This window comes from Myceligenerans crystallogenes, from assembly GCF_039529775.1.
GTDB classification, from domain to species: Bacteria; Actinomycetota; Actinomycetes; order Actinomycetales; family Cellulomonadaceae; genus Myceligenerans; species Myceligenerans crystallogenes.
This window is the reverse complement of the sequence record NZ_BAAANL010000018.1, coordinates 292-1,001: the sequence shown is the minus strand read 5'-3', so window position 1 is coordinate 1,001 and position 710 is coordinate 292. Positions and strand designations below refer to the sequence as shown.

Here is a 710-nt window from a genome sequence, read left to right as displayed (position 1 = left end):
CGCCCCATCCATCTCGCCGGTGGAGATGCCCTTGAGATACAGCCAGGGCAGCGCTGCCTCCAGCGACTTCGCCTCGGTGTTTGTCAAACAAGTTGTCCGCCGATTTCATGCAGCGTCTCTGATTTCGGGGACGCTAATTTCGGTTTCTGGATTGAGCCAGACGGGGCCAGCAGGTTGCCAGTTGCGGGTTTTGCCAGTCCAGCGTTCCGGGTTTTGTGACCGAGCATTTGCATAGAGACTGGCGCGATTGGCCAGCGTTGCACGATCATGGCCAGCGTGGCGCGCGGCCGGTGTGACGAAGCGAATGGCGCTGTGCAAGTGCTCGCTGTTATACCAATTGGCAAAGGATTTCACCCAAGCTTGTGCGTCATCTTTGGTGGCAAACCCCTTGTTCGGCCAGTCGGGGCGATATTTGCAGGTTCGGAATAGCGCCTCGGAGAACGGGTTGTCATTGCTGACGCGAGGGCGACTGTATGATGCGATGATGCCGAGTTTTTCCATGGTTGTTTTCATTGTCGCGCCCTTCATTGGGCTGCCGTTATCGGCATGTAGAACCAGTGGGCGCAGGGTGCATCCCTCGGCCAGCACTGCCCGCCGGGTCAGTGCCGCCGCCAGCTCTGCGTTTTCGCGTTCATGAACTTCCCATCCCACGATTTTCCGGCTGAAGATGTCCACGATGAGGTAGAGGTAAAAAAACATGCCTGCGATGG

General features: G+C 57.6%; 1 protein-coding gene. It reads right to left on the bottom strand.

The window, feature by feature from the left end; all coding sequences use genetic code 11:
- Window positions 1–105: 105 nt before the first annotated feature.
- Window positions 106–710: DDE-type integrase/transposase/recombinase (locus tag ABD208_RS20365; RefSeq protein WP_344106639.1), on the bottom strand; the 605-nt coding region annotated here is incomplete at its 5' end.